The sequence below is a fragment of the Halomonas sp. genome (assembly GCF_031581305.1).
Classification (GTDB): domain Bacteria; phylum Pseudomonadota; class Gammaproteobacteria; order Pseudomonadales; family Halomonadaceae; genus Halomonas.
On the sequence record NZ_JAVLBC010000134.1, the window covers coordinates 1 to 8,896 of the forward strand.

General features: G+C 65.9%; 8 protein-coding genes. 3 read left to right on the plus strand and 5 right to left on the minus strand.

Going from position 1 to position 8,896, the window contains the following annotated elements; translation table 11 throughout:
* The coding region (locus tag RI841_RS11550) for a LysR substrate-binding domain-containing protein (RefSeq protein WP_310705750.1) at window positions 1-381 on the plus strand (381 nt) is incomplete at its 5' end.
* A gap of 78 nt (window positions 382-459) precedes the next feature.
* On the opposite strand, the gene gcvP is transcribed toward RI841_RS11550, so the two are convergent.
* A complete protein-coding gene (gcvP, locus tag RI841_RS11555; RefSeq protein ID WP_310705751.1) occupies window positions 460-3,354 on the minus strand; it encodes an aminomethyl-transferring glycine dehydrogenase in 2,895 nt (964 codons plus the stop codon).
* A gap of 144 nt (window positions 3,355-3,498) precedes the next feature.
* A complete protein-coding gene (gene gcvH / locus RI841_RS11560; protein ID WP_310705752.1) occupies window positions 3,499-3,891 on the minus strand; it encodes a glycine cleavage system protein GcvH in 393 nt (130 codons plus the stop codon).
* A gap of 447 nt (window positions 3,892-4,338) precedes the next feature.
* Here gcvH and RI841_RS11565 point away from each other — a divergent pair, with 447 nt between their 5' ends.
* Together RI841_RS11565 and gcvT are read left to right on the plus strand one after the other, a co-directional pair.
* Window positions 4,339-5,733 (plus strand): sodium:alanine symporter family protein, encoded by a 1,395-nt coding sequence (locus tag RI841_RS11565; protein ID WP_310705753.1) that lies wholly within the window; start codon window positions 4,339-4,341, stop codon window positions 5,731-5,733.
* Window positions 5,734-5,807: 74 nt separating this feature from the next.
* Entirely contained in the window at window positions 5,808-6,917 is a 1,110-nt protein-coding gene (gene gcvT, locus RI841_RS11570; RefSeq protein ID WP_310705754.1) for a glycine cleavage system aminomethyltransferase GcvT, read from the plus strand.
* A gap of 110 nt (window positions 6,918-7,027) precedes the next feature.
* Here the strand turns inward: gcvT and RI841_RS11575 are convergent, their stop codons facing one another.
* The 3 genes from RI841_RS11575 to RI841_RS11585 form a co-directional block, all read right to left on the minus strand.
* Window positions 7,028-7,657 carry an alpha-ketoglutarate-dependent dioxygenase AlkB gene (locus tag RI841_RS11575; protein ID WP_310705755.1) on the minus strand — a complete coding sequence of 210 codons (630 nt, stop codon included), beginning with the start codon at window positions 7,655-7,657 and terminating at the stop codon, window positions 7,028-7,030.
* 46 nt (window positions 7,658-7,703) lie between these two features.
* On the minus strand, window positions 7,704-8,246 hold the full coding sequence (locus RI841_RS11580) for a phosphatase PAP2 family protein (RefSeq protein WP_310705756.1): 543 nt from the start codon (window positions 8,244-8,246) through the stop codon (window positions 7,704-7,706).
* A partial coding sequence (locus RI841_RS11585; RefSeq protein ID WP_310705757.1) for a glycosyltransferase occupies window positions 8,227-8,896 on the minus strand: 670 nt, incomplete at its 5' end. The genes RI841_RS11580 and RI841_RS11585, both read right to left, overlap by 20 nt.

The window sequence follows — 8,896 nt, forward strand, 5'->3', positions numbered from 1 at the left end:
CTGATGGGGATCGGCTTCATCAGCTATTCGGGAGGGGAGGGGCATGCCAGCGCTCTGCTACGGGCCAACTTTCCCGACTTCCGCTCCATGAGCCACTTTCCGCGGCAGGGTTTCACCAACGAGGTGAGCATGGTGCTGGATGCCGTGGCACGCGGGCTCGGTTTCACCGTGGTCTCGCGGGTGGTGCTGGAGACGTCGCCCTGGCAGCGCCAGGTCAAGGAGCTCACCCTGCCCCAGCCGGTCCACGAGACCCTGCATCTGGTCATGCGTGCCGGCGAGCAGATGCCGCGTCGCTACGTGCGGCTGCTCGAAGGCTATCGCGAGCAGCGCCATCACGAACGCTTCGGTTTCGGCGAGGGGCCGGAACGCCACGAGGCCTGACGGCAGCAGGCCCCGCCATGGCGGGGCCTGTGTCTTGCCGCGGGGCACGCGGGCGATGGGCGTCGTCAGTCGCGTCGTTCAGTCACGATACTCGTCGATGCTCGGGCAGGAGCAGATCAGCTGCCGGTCACCGAAGACATTGTCGACCCGGTTGACCGCCGGCCAGACCTTGGCTGCCTTGACCGCCTCGGAGGGGAAGGCGCCGAGCTCTCGGTCATAGGGGCGCGCCCAGCCGTCGTCCATCAGGTCGGCCATGGTGTGCGGGGCATTGACCAGGGGGTTGTCGTCCGCCGGCCAGTCGCCGCGCTGCACGGAGGCGATCTCCTCTCTGATGGCGATCATGGCGTCGCAGAAGCGGTCGATCTCGTAGCGCGACTCCGACTCGGTGGGCTCGATCATCAGCGTGCCGGGCACCGGGAAGGACATGGTCGGGGCGTGGAAGCCGTAGTCCATCAGGCGCTTGGCGATGTCCTCCTCGCTGATGCCGGACTGGGCCTTGAGCGGGCGGATGTCGATGATGCACTCGTGGGCCACGGTACCGTTCCGGCCCTTGTAGAGCACCGGGTAGTGCCCCTCGAGCCGCCGGGCGATGTAGTTGGCGTTGAGGATCGCCAGCTCGGTGGCTTCGCGCAGGCCGCGGGCCCCCATCATCTTGATGTAGGCCCAGGAGATCGGCAGGATCGACGCCGAGCCATAGGGCGCGGCCGAGACGGCCCCACAGCTTGCCTCGACGCCGTCCAGCGGGGTCACCACGTGGTTGGCGACGAAGGGCGCCAGGTGGGCCTTGACGCCGATGGGACCCATGCCCGGCCCGCCGCCGCCGTGGGGAATGCAGAAGGTCTTGTGCAGGTTGAGGTGGCTGACGTCGCCGCCGAAGTCGCCAGGGCGGGTCAGGCCCACCTGGGCGTTCATGTTGGCGCCGTCGATGTACACCTGGCCGCCGTGCGCATGCACGAGGTCGCACACTTCGCGCACGCTCTCCTCGAAGACGCCGTGGGTGGAGGGGTAGGTGATCATGATCGCCGAGAGAGCGTCACGGTGCTGGTCGGCCTTGGCGCGCAGGTCGTCGAGGTCGATGTTGCCGTCGCTGTCGCACTCCACCACCACGACCTTCATCCGCGCCATGGCGGCAGAGGCCGGGTTGGTGCCATGGGCCGAGCTGGGGATCAGGCAGACGTCGCGGTGCCCCTCGCCCTCGGCGGCCTGGTAGCGCCGGATCGCCACCAGGCCGGCGTACTCGCCCTGAGCGCCGGAATTGGGCTGCATGGAGATGTGGTCGTAGCCGGTGACTTCCACCAGGAAGTCGGCCAGCTCGTCGATCATCTGCCGGTAGCCGGCCACCTGGTCGCGGGGCGCGAAGGGGTGGATGCGCGCGAACTCCGGCCAGGTGATGGGAATCATCTCGCTGGTGGCATTGAGCTTCATGGTGCACGAGCCCAGCGGGATCATGGCGTGGGCCAGCGACAGGTCCTTGTTCTCCAGGCGCTTGAGGTAGCGCAGCATCTCCGTCTCGCTGTGGTAGCGGCGGAAGGTCGGGTGGGTCAGGAAGTCCGACTCGCGACGACAGGTCGCCGGGATGCCGGTGAGCCCCTCGGCCACCACCCGGTCGTCGAGCTCGCGCACCGAGAGGCCGTGCTCCTCGCCGAGCAGCACGTCGAACAGCACGTCCACATCGTGGGCGGTGGTGGTCTCGTCGAGGCTCAGGCCCACGTCGCCGCCCGCGAAGTAACGCAGGTTGAGGCCTTGGTTCATGGCCCGGCCATGGAGCTTGCCGGCATCCACACCGGTCAGGCGCAGGGTATCGAACCAGCTGTCGTGGGCCAGGACGACCCCCTTGGCCTTCAGACCTTCGGCGAGGATCGTGGTCAGGCGGTGGATGCGCGTGGCGATGGTGGTGAGCCCTTCGGCGCCGTGATAGACGGCGTAGAAGCCGGCGATGTTGGCCAGCAGTGCCTGGGCGGTGCAGATGTTGGAGGTGGCCTTCTCGCGGCGAATGTGCTGCTCGCGGGTCTGCATGGCCATGCGCAGCGCCGTGTTGCCGCGGCTGTCCCGGGAAACGCCGATGATGCGGCCGGGGATCGCGCGCTTGAGCTTGTCCGTCGTGGCGAAGAAGGCGGCATGAGGGCCGCCATAGCCCATGGGCACGCCGAAGCGCTGCGAGGAGCCCACCACCATGTCCGCGCCAAGGGCTCCCGGCTCCTTGAGCAGCACCAGGCCCATGATGTCGGCGACCACGCAGGTCATCACGCCATGTTCGCGGGCCGCGGCGAGCAGCGGCGCCAGATCGCGGACACGGCCGCTATTGCCCGGGTACTGCAGCAGAGCACCGAAGACCTCATGCTCGGCGAGCTCCTCGGCCGGCGCCACCACCAGCTCGAAACCGAACCAGGCGGCGCGGGTGCGCACCACGTCGAGGGTCTGGGGGAAGACATCCTCGGCGACGAAGAAGGTGTCGCTCTTGGCCTTCTTGTTGGCGCGCCTGCACAGCGCCATGGCCTCGGCGCAGGCCGTCGCCTCGTCGAGCAGCGAGGCGTTAGCCAGCTCCATGCCGGTGAGGTCCATGACCATCTGCTGGAAGTTGAGCAGGCCTTCCAGGCGGCCCTGGGAGATCTCCGGCTGGTAGGGGGTGTAGGCGGTGTACCAGCCTGGGTTCTCCAGCACGTTTCGCTGTATCACCGTCGGCAGGTGAGTGTCGTAGTAGCCTTGGCCGATGTAGCTCTTGACGACTCGGTTCTGGCGGGCCAGGCGCTGCAGGTAATCCAGGGCCTCGGCCTCGCTCTTCGGTGGGTCCAGGTCCAGCTCACGTCCCAGCCGGATGCCGGCGGGAACGGTGGCCTCGATCAGCGAAGGCAGGCTATCCATGCCGAGGGTGGTGAGCATACCGTCCACATCGGCACCGGCCGGTCCATTGTGGCGCTGAAGGAAGGCATCGTGAGCGGCCAGATCGGCCAGACGGCGGTTGTCGAAAGCCATGGAACACCCTGTGTACGTGACGGGGCCTCGCCCCGAGGATCATCGAAATGGGCCGGCCTCGTCAGGGACGAGGCCGGGAATGTCGCCAGACATCAGCGGCCGGTATTAGCTGGCCGGTCCTGAGGCGGGCGCGGGGGGTGAGGATCACTCTTCGGCCGCAGCGACTGCCTGGTAGGCATCGGCATCGAGCAGGTCGTCGACAACGCTGGCGTCCTCGAGGCGAACCTTCATGATCCAGCCATCCTCGTAGGGCGACTCGTTGACGGTCTCGGGGCCATCCTCAAGGGCCTCGTTGACCGCGAGGATCTCGCCGGCCACCGGCGCGTAGAGGTCGGAGGCGGCCTTGACCGACTCGATGACGCCGAACTCGTCGCCCACGGCCAGTGTGCGGCCCACCTCGGGAAGTTCGACGAAGACCACGTCGCCCAGTGCCTCCTGGGCATGGTCGGTGATGCCGATGGTCACGGTGCCGTCGCCATTGTCGAGGACCCATTCATGGCTTTCGGCATAGCGCAGGTTGGCGGGGATAGAGCTCATCGTGATTTCCTATACGAAAAAGGTTTTCAGATTCGCGAATGCTAACGCCATTGTCGGCATTTGGCGAGTCCTCCCGGTGGGTCGGTTCGGCATCTGGCGCTCTTCGACCCGTTCACAGGTTGGTCTGCCCGAGCCGGTTCGTCCAGTGCCAGCCCCGGCGCGCGGCGTCCTCCTCTTGCCTGTTATCGATGTCGACAGTAGGCTTGCCGCGTTTCCGATCGGAAACAGGCGGCGACACCGTCCGCGGTGCCGCTGTGATGTCTCCCCCGGTTCATCGGGCTGGTGCATCAGTGGCTGGATCCGCTATCGTGAAGGCATTCGTCCTGTTGATCTTTCGTCGAACCCTGGCCTGTCCATGCCATTTTGTCTTTCTGTGGGTCAGGCGACTCCGTGGTGGATGGCGGGTCACAACAAGCGTGAACAAGGGAGACTCCCGTGGAAGCATTAATGACATTCTTAAGCTCGGTGGAAGGTATCGTATGGGGCGTTCCCATGCTGATCCTCCTGCTGGGTGTCGGCATCTACTTGCAGGCCGGCCTGAAGCTGATGCCGATTCGCAAGCTTGGCACCGGCTTCAAGCTGATGTGGCAGGGGCGTGATCGCAAGCGGGCGCCGGGTGAGAAGAAGACAAAGGAAGAAGAGGGTGAGATCTCGCCCTTCAATGCCCTGATGACAGCGCTGTCTGCCACCATCGGGACCGGCAACATTGCCGGCGTGGCGACCGCCATCTTCCTGGGTGGCCCGGGGGCGGTGTTCTGGATGTGGATCACGGCGCTGGTGGGCATGGCGACGAAGTTCGCCGAGGCGGTGCTGGCGGTTCGCTACCGCGAGACCGATAGTACCGGTTACCACGTCGGCGGGCCGATGTTCTACATCAAGAACGGTCTGGGCAAGAAATGGCTGTGGCTGGGCGGTGCCTTCGCCTTCTTCGGGGCTGTGGCGGCCTTTGGCATCGGCAACACCGTGCAGTCCAACTCGGTGGCCGAAGGGCTGAGCGAGTCGCTGGGTATGCCTCACTGGCTCACCGGCTTCATCCTGATGGTACTGGCCGGCGCCGTGATTCTGGGTGGCATCAAGCGTATCGCCAGGGTGGCTGGCAAGCTGGTGCCGATAATGGGGATCGCCTATGTGCTGGCGGGTATCCTGGTGTTGATTCTCAACGCCGGCCAGATCGGCGAGGCGTTCAGCATGATCTTCTACCATGCCTTCAATCCCATTGCCGCGGCAGGGGGCTTTGCCGGTGCCGGGGTGGCCATGGCGATTCAGTTTGGTGTGGCGCGCGGCATCTTTTCCAATGAGGCCGGCCTGGGGAGCGCGCCCATTGCCCACGCCGCGGCGCAGACCAAGGACCCGATTAAGCAGGGCTTGATCGCCATGCTGGGCACCTTCATCGACACCATCATCGTCTGCACCATCACCGCCCTGGTCATTCTCACCAGCGTTGAGTGGAGCGGCGGTGAAACCGGTGCGCGCTTGACGGCGGTTTCCTTCGACCTGGCGCTGCCGGGTATCGGTGAGTACGTGGTGACCTTCGCCCTTGCGGTTTTTGCCTTTACCACCATCCTGGGCTGGTCCTTCTACGGCGAGAAGTGCTTCCAGTTCCTGTTCGGTACCCGCTCGATCATGCTCTACCGCGTGCTGTTCATCATCGCGATCCCGCTCGGGGCTATGGCGAACCTGGATCTTGTCTGGGTGCTGGCGAGCGTCTTCAATGCCATGATGGCCATTCCCAACCTGATCGCCCTGGCGCTGCTGTCACCGGTGGTCTTCAAGCTGGCCCGTGACTACTTCGACGGCAAGAAGATCCTGCCGGGCGAGGAGCTGGACCACGACAAATCCTGAGAGTGAGTCACGCCGGAGAGGTGTCCCCGAGGGCACCTCTCTTGCGTTGGACCCAAGCCATGAGTGAGTAAGACATGAGTGAACTCAAGCATACCCCCCTGCACGACCTGCACGTGGAGCTGGGGGCCAAGATGGTGCCCTTTGCCGGCTACGACATGCCGGTACAGTACCCGCTGGGGGTCAAGCGAGAGCACGAGCATACCCGTCGTGCCTGCGGGCTCTTCGATGTTTCCCACATGGGGCAGATCCTGCTGCACGGGCCGCGGCCGGCCGAGGCGCTGGAGACTCTGGTGCCGGCGGACATCGTCGGCCTGCCCGAAGGCATGCAGCGCTATGCGCTGTTCACGGCTGAAGAAGGGGGGATCCTCGATGACCTGATGGTGGTCAATGCCGGCGATCACCTCTATCTGGTGGTCAACGCCGCGTGTCGGGAACAGGATATCGCCCACCTGCACCGTGGCATGCTCGATCATGAGGTTGAGGTGGTCGACCGCGGCCTGCTGGCGCTGCAAGGGCCGGCGGCGGCCGATGTGATGCAGCGACTCTGTCCCCAAGCCTGCGAGATGGTCTTTATGCAGCATGGCCGTTTCATCATCGAGGGCATTGAGGTCTGGGTCAGTCGTAGTGGCTACACGGGAGAGGACGGCTTCGAGATGTCAGTGGCTGCCGACGACACCGAGAACCTGGCGCGCCGGCTGCTGGCGGAAGAGGACGTCGAGGCGATCGGCCTGGGTGCCCGTGACTCGCTGCGTCTCGAGGCTGGCTTGTGCCTCTATGGCCACGATATCGATACCCAAACGACGCCGGTAGAGGCGGGGCTGATCTGGGCTATCGGCAAGCCGCGCCGTCGCGGCGGCGATCGTGCCGGCGGCTTTCCCGGGGCTGACTTGATCCTCCATCAGGTGGAGTCGAAGGATCACCGCCGCAAGCGGGTGGGGCTGCTCGGTGAGGGCCGTGCCCCAGTGCGTGAGGGGGCCGAGCTCTACGATACCGAGGGTAAGTATCTGGGCCGGGTGACCTCGGGAGGTTTCGGTCCCAGCGTCGGCCAGCCGGTGGCGATGGGCTATGTGGCCATCGAAGCCAGCGAGGTTGGTACCACCGTTTATGCCGAGGTGCGCGGCAAGCGGCTGCCGATGACGGTGAGCAAGATGCCCTTCGTCACTCCCGGCTACTATCGGGGCTAAGGCCCGGCGGATTTTTTATACCGTTATCTATCTTCAGGCATCCATCAACGGCCATCCCGAGCGGGGTGGCCGTTCTGTCATGAAGGACAAGCATCAAGCGCTGCAGCGTGTCAGGCAGGCGACGCCGTCGGGTTCACCAGGCGAAAGGTGAGGCTGATGCGCAGCCCGGGCAGCCGGCGAGGCAACAGGGCGTGTTGCAGCCTATCCTGCACGCCGGCCCCCATCACCAGCAGGCTGTCATGGGGCAGCCAGACATTGAAGGCCTCATTCGAACGGTCCTTCCAGCGAAAGCGCAGCGGCCGTTCGCTCCCCAGGCTTACCGCGGCGATCAGCGGGTCCGGGCCAAGCTCGGGCTCGTCGTCGCTATGCCAGCCCATGCGTTCCTCACCGCCGGCGTAGCGATTGAGCAGCACACTGTTGAAGCGGGCCCTGGTGCCGGCGTTCGCCAGGGCGCTGACCACTCGGTCGCGCAGCGCTTTTACCGAGGGGTGCCACGGCTCGGGCAGGAAGTCCCGGCCCGAGTAGTGGTAGCGGGCGTCTTGGTCGCCCATCCAGAGCTGGCGGCGGGGGATCGGATGCTCGCGTCCATAGAGTCGCAGGCTAGGTCGCTGCCACGCCAGCGCCTGATCGAGCTGCATCAGCAGCCGGGTTGCGGCGAGCTCGCCGAGCAGTCCGGGGAACAGGGTCAGGGGAGGCGAGTCGAGCAGGGGCTCGCCCGGCAGGGCGTGTGGAGGCGACATGACGTCAGCATGCCATCCCGACCCGCTGGCGGCCAGTAACACACCGTCAGCCGGCTAGCTGCAGGTTGACCAGGGCAAAGCCCAACCCGAGCAGGGCGCCGGCGGCCACATCACTGATGTAGTGCAGCCCCAGGCCCACCCGCGATACGGCAATCAGCAGCGCGACGGGGACCAGCCAGGCCAGCAGCCAGGGGGCATGGGCGGCGGTCAGGGTGCAGAACAGCACCGCATGCATGGTATGACCGCTGGGGAAGCTGTAGCGGTCCCGGGCGGGCTCACTGCAGCGGATGACGCCGCTGAAGGTAATGAAGGGCCGCTCGCGACACAGGCGTGTCTTGAGGAGCCTGTAGATACCGATGGCCACCACGGCCGTGGCGGTGTACTGAGCCATCCGCTGGCCGCTTCCGGCGGGATTGAGCAGCGGCTGGGCGAGGATCAGTCCGACCCACAGCGGCCAGTCACCCAGCTTGCTGGCCAGCCGTAGCAGAGTCAGCCAGGGCGGGTGGACGTTGAAGCTGACCAAGCGCCGGCAGAGTTGCCACTCCATGAGGTCGAGGCGTTCAAACACGTCAGGCGGATGCGGCTTCATCGTGGTGCTCCCGGGGTTGGGCCAGGGTGGCGAGGAAGGTATCGGCAATCGCGGACCAGCGGTACGTCAAGGCGCGTTCCCTGGCGGCGCGCCCCAGACGGGCATAGCGGGCCGGCTGCTGGCTGAGAGCCGTGGCGGCCTCCTGGAAACCGGCCTCGTCACCCACCGGCAGGCTGACACCGTTGCGGTCGTCCTCGATCAGTTCGGTGCCAGCGGCATGTCGGAAGGCCACCACGGCGAGCCCACTGGCCATGGCCTCAAGCACCACGTTGCCCCATGTCTCCGAGGTCGAGGGGAAGACGAAGAGGTCGGCACTGGCGTAGTAGCGCACCAGCTCATCCCGGTCGATGAAGCCGGTGAAGTGGGCCTGGGGCAGGGCGCGTTGCAGCGCGGCCCGCCCCGGACCGTCACCGACCACCACCAGACTGAGATCGGGACGGGCGGCTTGCATTGCCGTGAAGGTCTCGCGCAGGAGGTCAAGGTTCTTCTCCACGGCCAGGCGCCCTACGTAGAGCGCCACGGGTCGGTGGGTATCGCTGCCCCAGCTGGCTCGCAGGCCGGGGTCACGATGGGCCGGTGAGAAGCGCTCGCCATCGATGCCACGGGCCATGACCCGCACCCTGGCAAATCCTTGGCCGGCTAGCGCCTCG